The 18,913-nt window shown below is 63.8% G+C and carries 18 protein-coding genes; 10 read left to right on the top strand and 8 right to left on the bottom strand.

Features of this window, described 5'->3' with window-relative positions; translation table 11 throughout:
* Window positions 1-16: 16 nt before the first annotated feature.
* The 3 genes from glnE to I6L45_RS09555 all read right to left on the bottom strand — a co-directional run bounded on the left by glnE (window position 17) and on the right by I6L45_RS09555 (window position 4,790).
* On the bottom strand, window positions 17-2,899 hold the full coding sequence (gene glnE, locus I6L45_RS09545) for a bifunctional [glutamate--ammonia ligase]-adenylyl-L-tyrosine phosphorylase/[glutamate--ammonia-ligase] adenylyltransferase (RefSeq protein WP_216984072.1): 2,883 nt from the start codon (window positions 2,897-2,899) through the stop codon (window positions 17-19).
* A 120-nt stretch (window positions 2,900-3,019) separates the two neighbouring features.
* Window positions 3,020-3,460 carry a GNAT family N-acetyltransferase gene (locus I6L45_RS09550; protein WP_216984073.1) on the bottom strand — a complete coding sequence of 147 codons (441 nt, stop codon included), beginning with the start codon at window positions 3,458-3,460 and terminating at the stop codon, window positions 3,020-3,022.
* 79 nt (window positions 3,461-3,539) lie between these two features.
* On the bottom strand, window positions 3,540-4,790 hold the full coding sequence (locus I6L45_RS09555; protein ID WP_134694624.1) for a methyl-accepting chemotaxis protein: 1,251 nt from the start codon (window positions 4,788-4,790) through the stop codon (window positions 3,540-3,542).
* Between the two features lie 31 nt (window positions 4,791-4,821).
* Here I6L45_RS09555 and I6L45_RS09560 point away from each other — a divergent pair, with 31 nt between their 5' ends.
* From I6L45_RS09560 to I6L45_RS09600, 9 genes are all read left to right on the top strand, one after another.
* On the top strand, window positions 4,822-5,643 hold the full coding sequence (locus tag I6L45_RS09560) for a potassium channel family protein (RefSeq protein ID WP_216984074.1): 822 nt from the start codon (window positions 4,822-4,824) through the stop codon (window positions 5,641-5,643).
* Window positions 5,644-5,796: 153 nt separating this feature from the next.
* Complete coding sequence (locus I6L45_RS09565; protein WP_043763221.1) at window positions 5,797-6,402, top strand: TIGR04211 family SH3 domain-containing protein; 606 nt, start codon at window positions 5,797-5,799, stop codon at window positions 6,400-6,402.
* Between the two features lie 153 nt (window positions 6,403-6,555).
* Entirely contained in the window at window positions 6,556-7,335 is a 780-nt protein-coding gene (nudC, locus tag I6L45_RS09570; protein WP_134694628.1) for an NAD(+) diphosphatase, read from the top strand.
* A gap of 155 nt (window positions 7,336-7,490) precedes the next feature.
* Window positions 7,491-8,558 carry a uroporphyrinogen decarboxylase gene (hemE, locus tag I6L45_RS09575; protein ID WP_216984075.1) on the top strand — a complete coding sequence of 356 codons (1,068 nt, stop codon included), beginning with the start codon at window positions 7,491-7,493 and terminating at the stop codon, window positions 8,556-8,558.
* A 175-nt stretch (window positions 8,559-8,733) separates the two neighbouring features.
* Window positions 8,734-9,663, top strand: coding sequence for an ROK family protein (locus I6L45_RS09580; protein ID WP_216984076.1), 930 nt, complete (start codon window positions 8,734-8,736; stop codon window positions 9,661-9,663).
* 49 nt (window positions 9,664-9,712) lie between these two features.
* On the top strand, window positions 9,713-10,723 hold the full coding sequence (gene epd / locus I6L45_RS09585) for an erythrose-4-phosphate dehydrogenase (RefSeq protein WP_043763230.1): 1,011 nt from the start codon (window positions 9,713-9,715) through the stop codon (window positions 10,721-10,723).
* Between the two features lie 63 nt (window positions 10,724-10,786).
* A complete protein-coding gene (locus I6L45_RS09590) occupies window positions 10,787-11,950 on the top strand; it encodes a phosphoglycerate kinase (RefSeq protein ID WP_042016220.1) in 1,164 nt (387 codons plus the stop codon).
* A gap of 115 nt (window positions 11,951-12,065) precedes the next feature.
* Window positions 12,066-13,145 (top strand): class II fructose-bisphosphate aldolase, encoded by a 1,080-nt coding sequence (fbaA, locus tag I6L45_RS09595; protein WP_216984077.1) that lies wholly within the window; start codon window positions 12,066-12,068, stop codon window positions 13,143-13,145.
* Window positions 13,146-13,351: 206 nt separating this feature from the next.
* Window positions 13,352-14,653 carry an FAD-binding oxidoreductase gene (locus I6L45_RS09600; protein WP_216984078.1) on the top strand — a complete coding sequence of 434 codons (1,302 nt, stop codon included), beginning with the start codon at window positions 13,352-13,354 and terminating at the stop codon, window positions 14,651-14,653.
* Window positions 14,654-14,672: 19 nt separating this feature from the next.
* Here the strand turns inward: I6L45_RS09600 and I6L45_RS09605 are convergent, their stop codons facing one another.
* The 4 genes from I6L45_RS09605 to cutA all read right to left on the bottom strand — a co-directional run bounded on the left by I6L45_RS09605 (window position 14,673) and on the right by cutA (window position 17,795).
* Window positions 14,673-15,098, bottom strand: a complete 426-nt coding sequence (locus I6L45_RS09605; protein WP_134694636.1) for a hypothetical protein — start codon at window positions 15,096-15,098, stop codon at window positions 14,673-14,675.
* Window positions 15,099-15,176: 78 nt separating this feature from the next.
* Complete coding sequence (locus tag I6L45_RS09610; RefSeq protein ID WP_216984079.1) at window positions 15,177-15,710, bottom strand: N-acetyltransferase; 534 nt, start codon at window positions 15,708-15,710, stop codon at window positions 15,177-15,179.
* A complete protein-coding gene (locus tag I6L45_RS09615; protein WP_216984080.1) occupies window positions 15,700-17,481 on the bottom strand; it encodes a protein-disulfide reductase DsbD in 1,782 nt (593 codons plus the stop codon). The genes I6L45_RS09610 and I6L45_RS09615 overlap by 11 nt, the downstream gene beginning before the upstream one ends.
* Window positions 17,478-17,795 (bottom strand): divalent-cation tolerance protein CutA, encoded by a 318-nt coding sequence (gene cutA / locus I6L45_RS09620; protein ID WP_216984081.1) that lies wholly within the window; start codon window positions 17,793-17,795, stop codon window positions 17,478-17,480. Before cutA ends, I6L45_RS09615 begins: the two co-directional genes overlap by 4 nt.
* Window positions 17,796-17,978: 183 nt before the next feature.
* Here cutA and I6L45_RS09625 point away from each other — a divergent pair, with 183 nt between their 5' ends.
* Window positions 17,979-18,320 carry a hypothetical protein gene (locus I6L45_RS09625; protein ID WP_043763247.1) on the top strand — a complete coding sequence of 114 codons (342 nt, stop codon included), beginning with the start codon at window positions 17,979-17,981 and terminating at the stop codon, window positions 18,318-18,320.
* A gap of 83 nt (window positions 18,321-18,403) precedes the next feature.
* Here I6L45_RS09625 and I6L45_RS09630 read toward each other — a convergent pair whose 3' ends face one another.
* Entirely contained in the window at window positions 18,404-18,838 is a 435-nt protein-coding gene (locus I6L45_RS09630; RefSeq protein ID WP_210547865.1) for a PACE efflux transporter, read from the bottom strand.
* Window positions 18,839-18,913: the final 75 nt, after the last annotated feature.

The following is an 18,913-nucleotide window of genomic DNA, read 5'->3' on the forward strand; positions in this document are numbered from 1 at the left end:
ATGGCGCCCCTTTCGTTTATTCCCCCAGCAACTGCTGCCAGACTGCCTGCACATGGCCCCGCTCGCGCGGCAGCTGGTCGTCTCCCACCTTGCGGGAGACCTCCGAGAGGTTGAGGCGATGGCCGAGGTTGCGGATCTCCAGATAGGCATGCTTGAGCCCCTCCGCCTGCTCCAGGGTCAGCACCCCCGCCAACACGCACTCGTCGAAGATGCGCACGTTATCGGACCAGCGGGTCAGGGCATCCGGCTCGCCACAGGCGTGGGCCAGCACCAGGTACTGGGCGATGAACTCGATGTCCACCATGCCGCCGGGGGACTGCTTGAGATCGAATTCACCTTCGCCAGCTTTGAGCAGGTGATCCCGCATCTTCTGGCGCATCTCGCGCACCTCCCGGGCCAAGGTCGGCAGGTCGCGCTCTTTGGCCAGCACGTCGCGGCGGATGCGGGCAAAGTCGGCGACCACGGCATCATCGCCATAGATGGGGCGGGCCCGCACCAGGGCCTGATGCTCCCAGGTCCAGGCCTCATTCTGCTGGTACTGCTCATAGGCGGAGAGGGATGAAACCAGAAGCCCCGAATCGCCGGAGGGGCGCAGCCGCATGTCGATTTCGTAGAGGATGCCGGACGGGGTGCGGGTGCTGAACAGGTGCAGGACCCGCTGGGCCAGGCGCAGGTAGAACTGGCGGCTGTCGATGGGCTTGCGCCCATCGGTGACCCCGTTGGGATCGCCACCGTGCAGGAAGACGAGGTCGAGATCCGAGCCGTAGCCGAGCTCGATGCCGCCGAGCTTGCCGTAGGCCACCACCGCAAAGCCGCGCTGGCCGCTCACCGCCACCTCGGGGGGGACTCCGTAGCGCTCGCTCATCTGGGCCCAGGCCTGGTTGACCACCTCCTCGGTGATGGCCTCCGCCAGCCAGGTGAGGTGGTCGCTCACCTTCATCAGCGGCAGGGCGCCGGCGATGTCGGCCGCGACGATGCGCAAGAGCTGCACCTGCTTGAACTGGCGCAGTGCCTCCATCTGCTGCTCCACGTCCTCCTCGGGGATGCGCAGCAGGAACTGGCGCAGCTGGGGCTTGTACTGATCCAGTGGGGTGGGGTGGTAGAGGTGCTGGGGATCCAGCAGCTCGTCCAGCAGTATGGGGTAGCGGGCGAGCTGCTCGCTCACCAGGTTGCTCTCGTCGCACAGGCGCACCAGCTGGCGCAGGGCGGCGGGGTTTTCCGCCAGCAGTTGCAGGTAGGCGCTACGGGTGAAGATGCGGGTCAGCAGGGTGCAGACCCGCTCGAAGAGGCGGGCGGGCTCGCGGCTTGCGGCCACCAGGCGCAGCAGCTCCGGCATCAGCCAGTCCAGGGCGATGCGCCCCTGGGGACCGACCTGGCGACGCTTGTACTCCTCCTTGAAGCGCAGCAGGGCGGCGCAGAGGGGGGCGGGCTCCGCCACGCCCTGGGTGATCAGCAATTTTTCCAGCTCGGCGGCGTCGAGCTCGGTGCGCCAGAGATCGAGCCAGAGCTGATCCAGGTGGGCGGGGGCCTCCTTCTCTTCCCCCACCACGGCGACGAACTCCTGATGGACGGCGGCCATCTCCTCGTCCAGGTGGGCCATGAAGGCGCCCCAGTCCGCAAAGCCGAGGGCGGCGATGAGCCGCTGGCGATCCCGCTCCTCGGTGGGCAGGGTCTGGGTCTGCTGATCGCCGATCTCCTGCAGGATATTCTCGACCCGGCGCAGGAAGCGGTAGGCCGCCAGCAGGCGGGCGCTGCGCTCGGTGTCGAGGTCGCCGCTCTGGGTGATGGCGCCGAGTGCCTCGGGCAGGTGGCGCACCCGCAGGGCGGGCTCGCGGCCGCCGCGGATGAGCTGCAGCGCCTGGGCGATGAACTCCACCTCGCGAATGCCGCCCGCCCCCAGCTTGATGTTGCCCTCCAGCCCCTTGCGGCGCACCTCGGCGGCGATCATCGCCTTCATCTGGCGCAGGCCGTCGATGACCCCGAAGTCGATGTAGCGGCGAAACACGAAGGGGCGCAGCAGCTCGGTGAGCGCCTGGGCATGCTCGCACTGGGGCCCCAGCACCCGGGCCTTGACCATGGCGTAGCGCTCCCAGTTGCGGCCATGGTGCTGGTAGTAATCCTCCATGGCGGCGAAGGAGATGGCGAGCGGCCCGGCGTCGCCGAAGGGGCGCAGCCGCATGTCGACCCGGAACACCTGGCCGTCGACCGTGCTCTGGTGCAGGGCGTTGATGAGGCGCTGCCCCAGCTTGATGAAGAACTGCTGGTTCGCGAGCTCCCGCCGCCCCCCGACCGTGTAGCCGTTCTCCGGGAAGGTGAAGATAAGGTCGATGTCCGATGAGAAGTTGAGCTCGCCGCCGCCGAGCTTGCCCATGCCGAGGATGAGCAGAGGCTGGGGGTTGTTGTCGCCGTCCATGGGGGTGCCGAGCTCGCCGCACTGTCTGGCGTAGAGCCAGTCGCGGGCACCGCAGATCAGGGCATCCGCCAGCCTTGTAAGATGGATGAAACTCTCCTCGACCTCGGACTCCCCCAGCAGCTCGCGCCAGGCGATCACCAGCATGCGGCTGCGCCTGAACTGGCGCAGGCGGCGCTTGAGCGCCTCTTCATCCGCCACCCCGGCGAGCAGGCCTGCCAGATCCGGCTCGTAGGCGGGCCAGCGTTCGGGTTGATCCAGATCGCCGGAGGCGAGCAACGGTCCCAGCAACTCGGGCTGCTTGATAAGGGAATCGGCAACGAAGTCGGAGAGTGCGAGCAGGGTCATCAGGGTCTGTCTGGTCGCCTCCGGCAGCTCCCCATAGTCGGGGGCCAGGTCGAGCAGTCGCTGCCAGTGACGTTGGGCCTGCTCCTGCAGCAAGGGGGAAAGGGCGGAGAAAGAGGGAGAGTGCTGGGCCACGGTTGCCATCCTTGTGGTTGACGGTCTGCAGAGTGAATAAAAAGCCGGTTGCCAATCTAGCACTCCCGGGCACCGGCGTCACAGCACGGGTGTCCGGGAGGTGATCCGGATTCGAGATCCGGGTCGGGATCAGGGGCGCAGGTAGATCTCGGGGTCGTAGATCTCCATCAGGCTGGCGGGGCTGCGGGGCGGCACGAAGCCGAAGCCGGCATAGAGGCCATGGGCATCCGAGGTGGCGAGGGAGAGGCGGCGCAGCCCCTGCAGCTCGGGATGGGCCAGGATGGCCGCCACCAGGGCCTTGCTGTATCCCTGGCCGCGATGGTCGGGCAGCACGAAGACGTCGGCGAGATAGCCGAAAGTGGCCTTGTCGGTGATGACCCGGGCGAAGGCCACCTGCTGGCCGTCGAGGTAGCCGCCGAAGCAGAGGGAATGGTTGATGGCCCTCTGCACCGTAGAGAGGGGGATGCCGAGGCACCAGTAAGCCTCTTTGCTGAGGAAATTGTGAATGAGGGGGACGTCGAGGCGTCCCTTGTCGTCGCTGATGTCCAGCCCGGGTTCTGTGCGCTGCATCCTGGCTCCTTGCCGTGGCATAAAAATGAGAAAGGCCCCTTGCGGGGCCTTCCAGTCTAATCGGATTGCCAGGTGAAAGTCAGGCCAGCTTGAAAGCCTGGATATGCTCGTCCAGGGTCTGGCTGTGGCGCTCCACCAGTTCGGAAGCATCCTTGAGCTCGCGCAGCACCACCACTGAGCCTTCCACCACCTGCTTGACCTGCTCCAGGTTGGCGTTCATCTCCTCGGCGACCGAGCTCTGCTGCTCGGAGGCGGCGGCGATCTGGCGGTTCATGTCGGCCACCCCCTGGACGCGCTGGACTATGGTGGCGAGCTGATCCCCGGCCTGGGTCACCTGCTCCACCCCCTTGTCCGCCTGCTGCACACTTTCGGCCATCAGGCCGACGGCCTGGCGGGCGTTGCCCTGCAGCTGCTCGATCATCTTCTGGATCTCGACGGTGGCGGCCTGGGCGCGGTTCGCGAGTTCGCGCACCTCGGAGGCCACCACGGCGAAGCCGCGGCCCGCCTCGCCGGCGCGGGCGGCCTCGATGGCGGCGTTCAGGGCCAGCAGGTTGGTCTGCTCGGAGATGCTGCGGATGGTGTCTACCACGGAGCCGATGCGATCGACCCCGTGCTCCACCTCGTTCACCACGGTGGAGGAGCGCTGGATGTTGCCGGAGAGGGTATCGATGGTGTTGACGGTGGCGGCGACGCAGCGGCTCCCCTCCTCGGCCAGGGCGCTGGCGTCGGCGGTAGCGTGAGAGGCCTGCTCCGCGTGGGCGGCTACCTCGCGAATGGCGCCCACCATCTGGCTCATGGCGCTGGCGAGCTGTTCAATCTGGGTGAACTCCTCGTTGATCGCCTCGTTTGCCTCCTCCATGCAGAGGGTCACCTGAGAGGCGATATCGTTGAGCTCCTTGCAGGCGACGCGCTGGGTGCCGAACACCTCCTTGAGGTTCTCCTGGGAGTGGGCGACCGCCTTGGCGATGTCGCCGAATTCGTCCCGGGACTTGAGCAGCACGCTGTGGCTGAGATCCTTGCGGGCGAAGCGCTCAAGCAGCCCCACCAGGTAGTGCACCTGCTTGACCATGAGACGGGAGCCGGTGAGCAGCAGCACCACGAAGATGACCCCCATCAGGGCCGTTTCCATCAAGCCGGTCCAGAGCAGGCGATCGGCGATGGCGTTGGCCATGGTGGCGTCTATGCCCTCGCTGAGCAGGGTGGCCTCCAGATTGCTCGCATCGAACCAGAGTTTGGCCAGCAACAGCAGGGTGCTGAACACCATGAGCAGCACCACCTTGGGCACCAGCCGGATGTTGCTCATATGCCGTTCCAGCGAGTTCAACTGCATAATCTCTCTCCTTTCAACGTCCATTTTTCCTTTGTCGTCATGGCTATCGGCATTATCTTCCCTTTTATTAATTGGAACCGTGTTCAAAGTTGGAAAATGTATGCGACATCACTTAACGCATTTGCGTACCATGGATCTGCTGATGGCCTTCCTGTCGGTCATCTCCGTTGGCCTGGTGGCAGCCCGCTGGCTGGGGCACGGTGAGCTGAGCCCGCAGACCCTGCAACTCTTCTATGACGTCGACAGTCTGATCTGCTACTTCTTCCTTGCCCATTTCGCCTACGGCTGGGTGCGGGCCACCAACAAGATGGCCTTCCTCAAATCGAACTGGTTTTATCTGCCGGGCAGCCTGCCCATGGTGGAGCCCCTGCGATGGGCGCGGCTCATCCAGCTGTGGCGGGTCTACCAGCTGCTGCGGGATCGGCCGGATCTGCTCGGCATGTTCCGTCGGGAACGCAACGAGACCACCCTCTCCGGCATCCTCTTCCTGTTCTTCCTGCTGCTGGGGGTGGGTTCGGGTGCCATGTACTGGCTAGAGACCGGCCAGCCCGGCAGCCAGATCCAGACCCCCTACGATGCGTTCTGGTGGACACTCGTGACCCTCTCCACCGTGGGTTACGGGGACCTGGTCCCCAAGACCGAGGAGGGGCGCTTCGTGGCCAGCCTGCTGATCCTGTTCGGGGTGGGGCTGTTCGGCGCCCTCAGCGGTTTCATGGCCAGCCTGTTCGTGCATCCCGGCAAGACCAGCGACGACACCGCCGTGTGGCGACGCCAGCAGAGCGAGCAGCAGGCCCAGCTGCTGGCGGAGCTGAAGGCCCTGCGGGCCGAGGTGAAGGCGCTGCAACAGAAGTAGCCTGCGGCGTCTGGAATGGTCGCGTGGCCGACGGACGATGCTGCGAGCGGGCTCTCACTCGGGGGGATGGCGTTTTTCTTTGCTTGTCCTTTGACCCGCTGGCGGCTTAACATTCGGCCTGCAACCTCATCCAACGAAGAGAATCGACCGACCATGCGCGCCCTTCTCGGGATCCTCATCTGTCTGTGTGCCCAACAGGCACTGGCCGATACCCGTTATGTCTCAGACAACATCTTTACCTATATCCACAACGGTCCTGGCACCCAGTACCGGATCCTCGGCAGCGTCAAGGCCGGCGAGCCGCTGGAGGTCAAGGCGGTGAACCAGGAGGCCGGCTTCACCCAGGTGGTGGATGGTCGTGGCCGTGAAGGCTGGATCAAGAACAGCGAGCTGCAGGGTGATATCAGCCTGCGCGAGCGCCTGCCCCAGATCGAGAAGGAGCTGGAGGAGGCCAAGGCCAGGTTGCTGAACCTCAACGGTGACAACGAGCGCCGTTTCGCCGAGAAGGATGGCAAGATCGCCGAACAGAGCCAGGAGATCACCAACCTGAAGGCTCAGCTGGCCAGCCAGAGCGAGGAGATGGGCAACCTGAAAGAGCAGAACGACGCCCTGACCCAGAGCTACGACAACCGGGAGCACGACATGCAGATGGACTGGTTCATCCGCGGTGGTGCCATGGTGGGTGGCGGCATCCTGCTCGGTATCCTGTTGCCCATGCTGCCCCGTCGCCGCAAGAGCAGCGAACGCTGGATGAACTGATCGCCCCGGCGGTCACAACGAAAAGGGTCGCCAATGGCGGCCTTTTTTCATGGGCAATCCGACCCGCCCGGGGGTCGCCATGCCGCCTCATCGGTGTAAGATGGGCTCACTTGTCCGTGCCTAGCACGTCTTCTCAACAAGAGCTCTCATCTTATGTCATCGACCGAACAGGCCTTCTGGTTCGTGCTGGGGGGCGATCACCTCGTCCTGCTGGATGAACAGGGGCGCATTCCACAGGGCCCGAAGGCCTGTCTGCCAGCCGAGCTTCACACCACTGCGTTCGAGCATTTCGACCAGTGGGGCGATCTGCCCTGTTACCTGCTGGATCTGGGGGAGGGCGCCGACACCGTGGCCACGTCGCCCCTGCGCCAGCTGATGGTGGCGGGGGATGAAGAGGGCTTTCGCCTCGCCGGCCGCGCCTGGCAGCTCGCCACCTTCCGCCGCACCCATCGTTTCTGCGGCGAGTGCGGGGCCCCCATGATCCCGAAGGCGGAAGAGTGGGCGCAAGGGTGTCGCCATGGTCATGTGGTCTATCCGCGCATCTCCCCCTGCATCATAGTCGCGGTGCGCAAGGGGCCGGCCATCCTGCTGGCGGCCCATCGCCGTCACTATCAGGCCGAGGACCCCATGTATACCGTGCTGGCGGGCTTCGTGGAGGCGGGGGAGAACCTCGAGCAGTGTGTGGCGCGGGAGGTGTTCGAGGAGAGCGGCATCCGGGTGCGCAACGTGCGTTACGTGGCGAGCCAGCCCTGGCCCTTCCCCCACAGCCTGATGATGGGCTTCACCGCCGACTACGAGAGCGGCGAGATCCGGGTGCAGGACGAAGAGCTGGTGGCGGCCGATTTCTTCGAGGCTGGTGCGCTGCCACGGCTGCCGCCCCACGGTACCATAGCGCGCCGGCTTATCGAGCAGTGTCTCGCCGACGTGGGCTGACGGCCCCTAGACCGGCAGGAAACGCGGGGCGCTTGTATGCGCCCCCTCACATCTTTGCACTCGGACGGCCCAACGGCACCTTTGGGCCGCCCTCAGCCTTGCACAAAGTGGTATCATGTCCGCCATTTTATGCGTGAGATGAGTCAGGAACTGGGATGAAAGAGCTGAAGAACGATCGATACCTGCGCGCCCTGCTGCGCCAGGATGTGGACATGACCCCGGTGTGGATGATGCGTCAGGCTGGCCGCTACCTGCCGGAATACAAGGCGACCCGCGCCGTCGCAGGGGACTTCATGTCCCTGTGCCGCAACGCCGAGCTGGCCTGTGAAGTCACCCTGCAGCCCCTGCGCCGCTACCCGCTCGATGCCGCCATCCTCTTCTCCGACATCCTCACCGTACCCGACGCCATGGGCCTGGGCCTCTACTTCGAGCACGGGGAAGGCCCGCGCTTCGAGCGCCCCATCCAGTCCATGGCCGACGTGCAGGCCCTGCCTGTGCCGGATCCGGAAGACGAGCTCGGCTACGTGATGAACGCGGTGCGCACCATCCGCCGCGAGCTCAAGGGCGAAGTGCCGCTCATCGGCTTCTCCGGCAGTCCCTGGACCCTGGCCACCTACATGGTGGAGGGGGGCAGCTCCAAGGCGTTCACCAAGATCAAGCAGATGATGTACGCCGAGCCCATGACCCTGCACCTGCTGCTCGACAAGCTGGCCGACAGCGTCATCGCCTATCTCAACGCCCAGATCAAGGCGGGTGCCCAGGCGGTCATGGTGTTCGACACCTGGGGCGGCGTGCTCACTCCGCGCGACTACCGCGACTTCTCCCTGCAGTACATGCACAAGATCGTCGACGGCCTCATCCGCGAGCACGACGGTCGCCGCGTGCCGGTCACCCTGTTCACCAAGAACGGCGGCCAGTGGCTCGAACAGATCGCCGCCACCGGCTGCGATGCGCTGGGTCTGGACTGGACCACCGACATCGCGGACGCCAAGCGCCGGGTCGGCGACAAGGTGGCGCTGCAGGGCAACATGGACCCTTCCATGCTCTACGCCGCCCCCGAGCGTATCCGCGAGGAGGTCGCCTCCATCCTGGCCGGCTTCGGTCATGGCAACGGTCACGTCTTCAACCTGGGTCACGGCATCCATCAGGATGTGAACCCGGAGCACGCCGGCGTCTTCGTCAACGCGGTACACGAGCTGTCGGCCCAGTACCACGGTCGCTGAGCGCGGCAAACAGTGCAGTGAACGGGGCCTTCGGGCCCCGTTTCGTTGCCGGCGGGGCTGCATCCCGGCCATCGCTCGGGTTACACTGCACCACCATGGAACACCGTCACGGACGGGCTGGGCGAGCGCGCCTGCCCACCGGATGATGGCGTCGCTGAACAGGGCAGGAGGCGGGATGGGCAAGAGTACGTGGGATTGGGGCATCGACCTTGGCGGGACCAAGTGCGAGTGCGTGGTGCTGGACGGCGACGAGGTGTTGCTGCGCCATCGCATCCCCACCGAACGTGCCGGCGGTTATGACCACATCATCGGCCAGATTGCCAGGCTGGTGGACGAGTGCGCCGAGCGGCTCGGCCAGCGTCCTGCCGTCATCGGCATGGGGACGCCGGGGGCGCGGGATCCGCAAACCGGCCTGATGAAGAACTGCAATACCACCGAGCTCAACGGCAAGCCGCTCAAGGAAGATCTGGAGCGAAGGCTCGGCGTGCCCGTGCTCATCGCCAACGACGCCAACTGCTTCGCGCTGGCGGAAACCCACCTGGGGGCGGTGCGTCAGCACCATCCGGATGCGAAAGTGGTGTTCGGCATCATCATGGGCACCGGGGTGGGGGCCGGCATCGTTATCAACGGCCGCATCCTCAACGGTCACCACGGCATCGCCGGCGAGTGGGGGCACAATGTGCTCTCGCCGGATGGTCCCGAGTGCTACTGCGGCAAGCGCGGCTGTGTCGAGACCATGATCAGCGGCCCGGCCCTGGAGGCCTGGTACGAGGCCAAGGCCAAGCGCCGCCTATCACTCGCCCAGATTGCGGCAGCCACGGCCCACGATCACGTCGCCAGGCTCACCATAGACAGGTTGCACCTGCTGTTCGGCCAGGCGCTCGCGAACGTGGTCAACATCCTCGACCCGGACGTCATCGTCATCGGCGGCGGGGTGGGCAATGTGCAGAGCCTCTACAGCGCCGGCCGCCATACCGTGCTGCCATTTCTCTTCAATCCCCGTTTCGCCACCCCCCTCACCGCGCCTGCGCTGGGGGACAGTGCCGGGGTGTTCGGGGCCGCGCTGCTGGCACGCGGCGTCTTCCGGGAAGCGCTGCTCTCGTGAGCCGCCCATCCGTTCATCCCTCAGTCGCAGGTAAGGACACAGAACTTTCATGATCAAGATTGCCATCAACGGGTACGGCCGCATCGGCCGCAACGTGCTGCGGGCCCTCTACGAGAGCGGACGCGACAAACAGATCAAGATAGTCGCCATCAACGAGCTGGCGGCGCCGGAGGCCATGGTGCACCTCACCCGCTTCGACACCAGTCACGGTCGCTTCCGCTACCCGGTGCAACTGGCGGGCAGCAGCATGCTGGTGGGGGAGGACCTCATCGCCCTGTTTGCAGAGAAGGATCCGTCCAGGCTGCCCTGGCGGGCGCTGGGGGTGGACGTGGTGCTGGATTGCACCGGCGTGTTCGGTTCGCGGGCCGATGCCGAGTTGCATCTGGGAGCGGGGGCGGGCAAGGTGCTCTTTTCCCATCCGGCGGATGCGGACGTGGACGCCACCATCGTCTACGGGGTCAATCATCAGGTGCTGACGGGACGGGAGCGGATCGTCTCGAACGCCTCCTGTACCACCAACTGCGTGGTCCCCGTCATAGAAACATTGCATCGAGAATTCGAAATAAATTGTGGTACTATTACGACAATTCATTCGGCCATGCATGACCAGCAAGTCATCGATGCCTATCACGGCGACTTGCGTCGAACCCGGGCCGCCAGCCAGTCCATCATCCCGGTGGATACCAAGCTGGCCAAGGGGTTGGAGCGGATTCTGCCGCACTTTGCCGGCAAGTTCGAGGCGATCGCGGTGCGGGTACCTACCATCAATGTAACCGCCATGGATCTGAGCATTACTGTTCGTAAAAAAGTGACAGTTAGTGACGTAAATCAAGCCCTGCAACGGGCATCCAGAGGTACATTACACGGTATTCTGGACTACACGGAAGAGCCACTGGTCTCCGTAGACTTTAATCATGATGCACACTCCTGCATCATTGATGGTACCCAGACCCGGGTCAGCGATGCCAACCTCGTCAAGATGTTGATGTGGTGCGATAACGAATGGGGCTTCGCCAACCGGATGCTGGATACCACCCGGGCCATGATGGCCGCAGGCTGAGAGCCTGCACGGGTGCAAGGTTACTGTTTTTTTAACATTACCTGAAAATATAGAGGACTGAATATGTCTGTTATCAAGATGACCGACCTGGATCTGGCGGGCAAACGCGTTCTGATCCGTGCTGACCTGAACGTGCCGGTAAAAGACGGCAAGGTCACTTCCGATGCACGTATCGTCGCCACCCTGCCGACCATCAAGCTGGCTCTGGAAAAGGGCGCCAAGCTGATGATCACCTCCCACCTGGGTCGTCCGACCGAGGGTGAATACAACGAAGAATTCTCCCTGGCTCCGGTTGTCAACTATCTGAAAGACGCACTGTCCTGCCCGGTTCGTCTGGCCAAGGATTACCTGGACGGCGTAGACGTCGCCGCCGGTGAGCTGGTCGTGCTGGAAAACTGCCGTTTCAACAAGGGCGAGAAGAAGAACACCGAAGAGCTGGCCAAAAAATACGCCGCCCTGTGTGACGTCTTCGTGATGGATGCGTTCGGTACCGCTCACCGCGCCGAAGGCTCCACCTACGGTGTGGCCCAGTTCGCCCCGGTTGCCTGTGCTGGCCCCCTGCTGGCCGGTGAACTGGAAGCCCTGGGCAAGGCCATGCTGAAGCCCGAGCGCCCCATGGTTGCCATCGTCGGCGGCTCCAAGGTCTCCACCAAACTGACCGTGCTGGAATCCCTCTCCAAGATCGCTGACCAGCTGGTCGTCGGTGGTGGCATCGCCAACACCTTCATCGCCGCTGCCGGTCACAACGTCGGCAAGTCCCTGTGCGAGCACGACCTGATCGATACCGCCAAGAAGCTGGCTGCCGAGACCAACATCCCGGTGACCACCGACGTGGTCGTGGGTGCCGAGTTCTCCGAATCCACCCCGGCCACCATCAAGTCCGTGTCCGACGTGACCGACGGCGACATGATCTTCGACATCGGCCCGGATTCCGCCAAGGCCCTGGCCGACATCATCATGAACGCCAAGACCATCCTGTGGAACGGCCCGGTCGGTGTGTTCGAGTTCGACCAGTTCGCCAAGGGTACCGAAGTGATCGCTCGCGCCATTGCCGAGTCCCCGGCCTTCTCCATCGCTGGCGGTGGTGACACCCTGGCCGCCATCGACAAGTTCGGCATCGCCGACAAGGTTTCCTACATCTCCACCGGCGGCGGCGCCTTCCTGGAGTTCGTAGAAGGCAAGGTACTGCCGGCCGTCGCGATTCTCGAAGAGCGCGCCAAAGCCTAATTGACCCGGGACGGGGGGCAAAAGCCTCCCGTTTCGTTTATCATGTGGCCGCTGTGCCGGTTCATGATGAACCCCCCACTTTTTATTAACGGCATACGAGACAGGACGATTAAACATGTCTAAGAAAATTTTCGACTTCGTAAAACCCGGCGTGATCACTGGTGATGACGTTCAGAAAGTGTTCGCCATCGCCAAGGAAAACGGCTTCGCTCTGCCGGCCGTCAACTGCGTCGGTACCGACTCCGTCAACGCCGTGCTGGAAGCTGCCGCCAAGGTGAAAGCCCCGGTTATCGTGCAGTTCTCCAACGGTGGTGCTGCATTCACCGCCGGCAAGGGTCTGAAGCTGGAAGGCCAGCAAGCTGCCATCATCGGTGCCATCTCCGGTGCCAAGCACGTGCACGCCGTTGCCGAAGCTTACGGTGTACCGGTAATCCTGCACACCGACCACGCCGCCAAGAAGCTGCTGCCGTGGATCGACGGTCTGCTGGAAGCGGGCGAGAAGCACTTCGCTGAAACCGGCAAGCCGCTGTTCTCCTCCCACATGCTGGATCTGTCCGAAGAGTCTCTGGAAGAGAACATCGACATCTGCTGCGAGTACCTGACCCGCATGGCCAAGATGAACATGACTCTGGAACTGGAACTGGGTTGCACCGGCGGCGAAGAAGACGGCGTCGACAACAGCCACATGGATCAGTCCGCTCTGTACACTCAGCCGGAAGACGTGGCCTACGCCTACGAGCGTCTGTCCAAGATCAGCCCGCGCTTCACCATCGCTGCCTCCTTCGGCAACGTGCACGGTGTCTACAAGCCGGGTAACGTCAAGCTGACCCCGTCCATCCTGAACGCTTCCCAGAAGTTCGTTTCCGAGAAGTTCGGTATCCCGGCCAAGTCTCTGGACTTCGTATTCCACGGCGGTTCCGGTTCCACTCTGGAAGAGATCCGCGAGTCCATCTCCTACGGCGTAGTGAAGATGAACATCGACACCGACACCCAGTGGGCGACCTGGGAAGGCATCCTGGACTTCTACAAGACCAACGAAGCCTACCTGCAAGGCCAGCTGGGCAACCCGGAAGGCGCCGACAAGCCGAACAAGAAGTTCTACGATCCGCGCGTATGGCTGCGTGCCGGTCAGACTTCCATGATCAAGCGTCTGGAACAGGCTTTCTCCGACCTGAACGCCATCAACGTACTGTAATTCGTTACAGCACCTTGATTGCATGAAAAGGCGCCCCGCGGGGCGCCTTTTGCATTGACGACGCGGTCGTCACGGACAGGTGCCCTTTGGGGCACCTTTTGCATTTCTGTGATCCTGACAGGCTGGATCGCTACCCAGGGGCTGGGTATTATCGATGACATCCGTTTAATTTAGTAAACGAATGCAACCAGGGCAGGATGCTGAACATGCAGGGAAAGCACAACACACATCAGGAGCACGTGGCCTCCTACTATGCCGCGACCCGCAACGACCATCGGCAGTGGCCCGAGCTCGGCGGCGAGCTGGAGGCCGACGTCTGCATCATCGGCGGGGGCTTCACCGGCCTCAATACCGCCATCAACCTGGCTGACGCTGGTTACAAGGTGGTGCTGCTGGAGGCGAACCGCATCGGCTGGGGGGCCTCAGGGCGCAACGGCGGCCAGCTCATTCGCGGCATTGGCCATGACACCAGCCAGTTTGCCCGCTGGATTGGTGAAGAAGGCGTGCGCGAGCTGGATCTGATGGGGCTGGAGGCGGTGCAGCTGGTGCGCGAGCGGGTCGAGCGCTTCAACATCGCCTGCGATCTCACCTGGGGGTACTGCGATCTCGCCACCAAGGCGCGTCACCTGAAGGGGTTCGAGGAGGATGCAGAGCATCTGGCGAGCCTCGGCTACCGGCACGAGATCAGGATGGTTCCCAGAGAGGAGATCCGCACAGTGGTGGGGTCGGATCGCTACATCGGCGGCATGGTCGACATGGGCTCCGGTCATCTGCATCCCCTCAATCTGGCGCTTGGCGAGGCGCGCGCCGCCCAAAGCCTGGGCGTCTCCCTGTTCGAACACTCCAGAGTCACCCACATCGACTACGGCAAGCGGGTCGAGGTGACCACGGCTCACGGCCGGGTGAGCAGCGACTATCTGGTGATCGGCTGCAACGCCTATCTCAACGACCTCAACCCCGAGCTCGGCGGCAGGGTGTTGCCGGCAGGCTCCTACATCCTCGCCACCCAGGTGCTGGAGAAACGGCTGCGTCAGCGCCTGCTGCCGCAGAACATGGCGGTGTGCGATCAGAACGTGGCGCTGGATTACTATCGCCTGTCGGCGGATGGCCGTTTGCTGTTTGGCGGGGCCTGCAACTATTCCGGCCGAGATCCTCGCGATATCAAGGCCTTCATGCTGCCCAAGCTGCTGCGGGTCTTCCCCGAGCTCGCGGGCACCGCCATCGAGTTCCAGTGGGGAGGGATGATAGGGATAGGGGCCAACCGCTTGCCCCAGATAGGCCGCCTCAAGCAGCACCCCAACGTCTTCTATGCCCAGGCTTATTCGGGGCATGGGGTCAATGCCACCCACATGGCGGGCAAGCTGGTGGCGGAAGGGATCTGCGGCGAGAGCCGGGGCTTCGATCTCTTCGCCGGTGTGCCCCATATCACCTTCCCTGGTGGCCCGGCGCTGCGCTCACCGCTGCTGGCGCTCGGGATGCTCTGGCACCGGATGAAGGATTTGCTCTAGGCCGGAGGGAGGCAGGGGATTATCCCTGCTGCGCAGGTTCGGGTTCCGCCAATCGCCAGCCCTGCTCGGTCTTCATCATCCAGACCTGGCTCTCCTGGGGCAGCACCTGCCCCGCTTCGAAGTCGCCGTACTTGCGCTCCAGCTCCATCAGTCCCATCTCCTGCTGGAAGGGGCCGACCCTGTCGTAGACGAGATCTTCGTCGTGTAGGACCTGCAACTGATCCAGCCCCTGCTTGAAGTGGAGCTGGTAGCTCACCTTGACCAGATAGATCCCCTCCATCCGCTCCTCCTTGCCGAGGATGGTGAAGTCGCTGATGTCGAACAGGCTGGCGTCGGTGGCCGCCTGCAACTTCGCGGTCACCTGGCTCTGGATGGCCTCTTCACCGGGACCCGAGTTGCAGCCATAGAGCCAGAGGGCCAACAGGGGGATGAACCACTTTTTCATCAAAACTCCGGACGAACGAGACGGGAAAGGGCAAATTCTGCCATGGTGCCGGTCATATACAAGGGATGGCCGGAAAAATCAGTCAGCAAGGGATGAGATGGCGAGGGCTTGCGCAGGAGGCGCGGGGCCTATGCTGCATTCCAGCACGATCGCCTCGGCCCGATAACCGGCGAGATCGCGGCGATAACACTCGGTAAACCCTCTGCGCAGCCAAAAAGATAGTGCAGATTCATTGCTGGCAATCACCGACAGGCGAAGCCGGGTGGCTCCCCATGAGCGGGCCAGCGTACAGGCGTGGAGATAGAGCGCCTGACCCCGGCCGGCCCCTTGCCAGGGTTCTCCCACCAGCAACAGGCCCAGATAGGCAGTGGTCGGGTCGGGGTAAGCGCGCAGCAGATCGAGCACGGCGGTGAGCTCTCCCTCCTCCCAGCGCCCGATCACATGCTTGGCAGAGAGCGGCAGATCGGGCGGACATGCAGCGAGAGCCTCTTGCGCCGCTTGCGCGCAGAGAGGCTCAAGACTGATGGCCGCCTGATAGGCAGGGGCCAGTTCGAACAGGCGCTGCAAGGCCGGGGCATCGGCAGCCCGGAGGTGACGCAGTTCAGTTGGCATCGATCACCCTGTCGAGATGTCTCGCGAACTCCTCGGGGCCCATAAAGCCGGTCACCCGCTGGCCGCTCATTTCATTGCCTGCGCTGTCGAAGAAGATCAGGGTCGGCAGCCCCAGCACGTTGAGACCGTTGAGCAGCTCGACGTCGGCGTCGTCATTGGCGGTGACGTCCGCCTGCAGCAGCACCATGTCATCGAAGCGTGCCCGCACATCCGGGTCGCTGAAGGTCTTGTGCTCGAACTCCTTGCAGGCCACGCACCAGTCGGCGTAGAGGTCGAGCAGCACCGGCTTGCCGCGGGCGGCGGCGAGCCGGGTCTTGAGATCCTCCAGGGTCTTGATGCGGATGAAAGCAGGCGCCCGGGACTCGGCGCTGGCCTGGACGCCGGGGGAGGGCAGCAGCAGATCCTTGCCCATCACCACCAGGCTCATCATGGCCAGCAGCAGGGCGAAGCCGCCTAGGCTCTTGCCGATCGAATGGGGGCGGTGCTGGTTGTGGTGATAGAGGTAGGCGCACAGGGCCAGCGCCCAGCCGAGCCAGGCCAGGGAGGTTGTCTGCTCGCTCCAGAGCCTGGAGAGCAGCAGGATGGGCACCGCCAGCAGTGCAAAACCAAAGAGTTGCTTGATCACATCCATCCAGGCACCGGCCCTGGGCAGCAGCTTGCCCCCCGAGGTGCCGAGCAGCAGCAGGGGCAGTCCCATCCCCAGCGACAGGGCGTAGAGGGCCGCGCCACCGAGCCAGAGGTCGCCACTCTGGGCCACGTAGATGAGGGCGCCGGAGAGGGGGGCCGTGGTGCAGGGGGAGCAGACCAGCCCCGAAATCATGCCCATGACCGCGACACCGGCCACCGAGCCGCCCTGCTGGCGGTTGGAGAGGCCGGAGAGCCGGGTTTGCAGGCCGCTCGGCAGCTGCAGGGTGTAGAGCCCGAACATGGAGAGGGCCAGCAGCACGAACATGACGGAGAGCCCGATCAGCACATAGGGGTGTTGCAGCGCCGCCTGGAATTGCAGGCCGGCCGAGGCCACCACCAGGCCGAGCAGGGTGTAGGTGAGCGCCATCCCCTGCACATAGACGAAGGAGAGCAGGAAGGCGCGCCGGGTGGAGAGGTGCTGCCCCGCGCCCGCGATGATCCCGGTCAGGATGGGATACATGGGGAAGACACAGGGGGTGAAGGCGAGCCCGAGCCCGAGTGCGAAGAAGGCGGCGACGCTGAGCCAGAATCCCTGGCTGCCGAGGGCGGCGGCCAGCCTGTCTTGCTGGCTGGACGAGGCGGAAGCGGTGGCCGGTGCCGCAGCATCGGGCTTGGGCGCCAGCGGCTGCACCTGGACGACCTTGGTGGTCGGCGGGTAGCAGAGACCCTCGGTACAGCCCTGATAGCTCAGGGTGAGGCTGGCCCCCTGGCCGGCCTGGGTCAGGGTGACGGGGATCGACAGCTCCTGATAGTAGACCCGGCTCTTGCCGAAGAAGTCATCCTCATGCTCGGTGCCCGGAGGCAGGACGGGCTCGTCGAAGGCGAGATTCTCTCCCTTGACGCGTATGCTGTGGCGATAGAGGTAATAGTCGCCGGCGATGTGCAGGGTGAGCGTGATCCGGTCGCCCTGCTGCTCGCTCTCGAGGACGAAGGCCTCGTCCACTTTCAAAAACTTGGGCTGGGTTTGGGTCTCGATGCCGAGGCTGCTCAGCAGATCCTGGCCGCTCGTCTGGGCGTAAACCGGCAGGGTGCAGAACAGGCTCAGCAGGAGCAGCAGAGGGAAAAACAGGGGAAGGGGTCTCATGATGTCTCCTCTTTCAACCAGTCGAGGTAGGGTTGATGACCCTGGCTTGCCGGGAGCGCCAGGATCTCCGGGACCTCGTAGGGGTGATGGGTGAGGATGCACTGGCGCAGGGGCTCGAACAGGCTGGCCCGACTCTTGATGATGAGCTGGATTTCCCGCGCCCGCTCGGTTTTTCCCTGCCAGCGATAGACGGACGTGAGCCCGGGCAGTTGATTGATGCAGGCGGCGAGGCGCTGACTGAGCAGCTGCTCGCAGAGGAGGTCGGCACTGGCCTCGTCGGGGCAGGTGCAGAGCACCAGGATGGCGTCGGTCATGGGATGGACGGTCTCCGCAACGTGGGGCGTACTGGCCCTCTGGATCAGCCGTTACTATACCGGGCCGGGGGGCAAATAGCACCCGGGCTCCCGACCCGGAATAAGTCATGCGTCCGAGATAGACGCTGTGAAAAGGACAGGGCAGAATGAGCGGGCTTGTTCCCACACAACGTAAGGAAATGTATGACCCAACAGAATGAGCAGCAGAGAAACCGCATGTTGAGCCTGTTGCGCGAAGGCGAGCGACGCATGCTGGTGCAACTGGCCGGTCTGCTGCGTACCAGTGTCGACGAGATCAATGCGGAGCTGGAAAAAGAGGAGCTGTTGTCTGCGTTGGAGCAACCGATCACGGTGGAGTATCTCAACGGCGTGGTGCAGCACCATCTGTTCGAGCGTCTGCACAAGGGTGACATGGTCGCGGCCCAGCGCATGCTGAACCAGTATCAGAGCGACCTCGAAGCCATGCTGCAGCAGGAGGGCAAGCAGGACGACACGCCCCCGGAAGAGATCCAGGCCCAGGCCTGATCCCGACGAGGCAATCCTTCCTCCAGCACCATCATGCCCGTCGCATGATGGTGCCTCGTCTTGACTCGCCCTCTTTGCGTCGCTTACCCCGCTACTTTCTGTTGCACCATCGGGATGGGGAATACCTTGTCATAGCTCCAGTTGTAGACGAAGGCATAGACCAGGTAGAACAGCACGAAGCCCAGATCCAGCACCAGCGCCTCCAGCAGACCGATGTCGAGCCACCAGGACATCACCGGCAGGGCGACGACCAGCAGACCCCCCTCGAACCCCAGCGTGTGCAGTACCCGCTGCCACAGCGCCTTGTGGGTGTGGCCCTGATAGCGCAGCAGCAGCTTGTCCACCCCGATGTTGTAGACATAGTTCCAGACGGTGGCGACTACCGAGAAGAACAGGGCCAGCGGGCCCATGTGGTTGAGACCGACGCCGGTGACCCAGCTGGCCAGCGGGGCGGCGATGAGCAGGCCAATCAATTCGAAGCCGATGGCGTGGCGCAGGCGGTCACGGGTAGTACGCATGATGGTCTCTCTCGTCTGTGAAGATGAACTGCGGCAAATTTATCGCTAAAAACAGATGGGTTCACGTTGGTATCC

It is taken from the genome of Aeromonas sp. FDAARGOS 1415 (assembly GCF_019048365.1).
Taxonomy (GTDB): Bacteria; Pseudomonadota; Gammaproteobacteria; order Enterobacterales; family Aeromonadaceae; genus Aeromonas; species Aeromonas taiwanensis.